A 682-nucleotide genomic window follows, 5' to 3' on the forward strand; every position below is an offset into this window, starting at 1 on the left:
TGTATTGCGGGAGGCGGATTTGAACCACCGACCTTCGGGTTATGAGCCCGACGAGCTACCGAACTGCTCCATCCCGCGTTAATAATAAATAATAAAAACGGAGGAAGAGGGATTCGAACCCCCGCGGCCCGTTAAGGCCCTGTCGGTTTTCAAGACCGATCCCTTCAGCCGGACTTGGGTATTCCTCCATGATTATAGGTAAAATGCTATTAAAATAAAATGGCGGTCTCGACGGGAATCGAACCCGCGATCTCCTGCGTGACAGGCAGGCGTGTTAACCGCTACACTACGAGACCAAATATAAAACGGAGGAAGAGGGATTCGAACCCCCGCGGCCCGTTAAGGCCCTGTCGGTTTTCAAGACCGATCCCTTCAGCCGAACTTGGGTATTCCTCCAAAATTATATGGACCTTGCAGGACTCGAACCTGCGACCGAACGGTTATGAGCCGTTAGCTCTAACCAACTGAGCTAAAGGTCCTAAATATAATCTTACAACTAATAAGTAGTGGCGGTGGAGGGGATCGAACCCCCGACCTCACGGGTATGAACCGTACGCTCTAGCCAGCTGAGCTACACCGCCGTTATCTAGTTTGTAAATTTAATATGGTGGAGACTAGCGGGATCGAACCGCTGACCTCCTGCGTGCAAAGCAGGCGCTCTCCCATCTGAGCTAAGCCCCCA

At 51.8% G+C, this 682-nt stretch carries 7 tRNA genes; all 7 read right to left on the reverse strand.

Going from position 1 to position 682, the window contains the following annotated elements:
* Nucleotides 1-4: 4 nt before the first annotated feature.
* Nucleotides 5-78, reverse strand: a tRNA-Met gene (locus CD121_RS07875).
* Between the two features lie 20 nt (nucleotides 79-98).
* A tRNA-Ser gene (locus CD121_RS07880) sits at nucleotides 99-188 on the reverse strand.
* Nucleotides 189-220: 32 nt separating this feature from the next.
* Nucleotides 221-296: transfer RNA gene (locus CD121_RS07885), tRNA-Asp, on the reverse strand.
* 10 nt (nucleotides 297-306) lie between these two features.
* Nucleotides 307-396, reverse strand: a tRNA-Ser gene (locus tag CD121_RS07890).
* 9 nt (nucleotides 397-405) lie between these two features.
* Nucleotides 406-479, reverse strand: a tRNA-Ile gene (locus CD121_RS07895).
* A 28-nt stretch (nucleotides 480-507) separates the two neighbouring features.
* Nucleotides 508-581, reverse strand: a tRNA-Met gene (locus tag CD121_RS07900).
* A 24-nt stretch (nucleotides 582-605) separates the two neighbouring features.
* Nucleotides 606-681, reverse strand: a tRNA-Ala gene (locus tag CD121_RS07905).
* Between the last annotated feature and the right edge of the window lies 1 nt (nucleotide 682).

The organism is Staphylococcus pasteuri, from assembly GCF_003970495.1.
In the GTDB taxonomy this organism is placed as follows: domain Bacteria; phylum Bacillota; class Bacilli; order Staphylococcales; family Staphylococcaceae; genus Staphylococcus; species Staphylococcus pasteuri.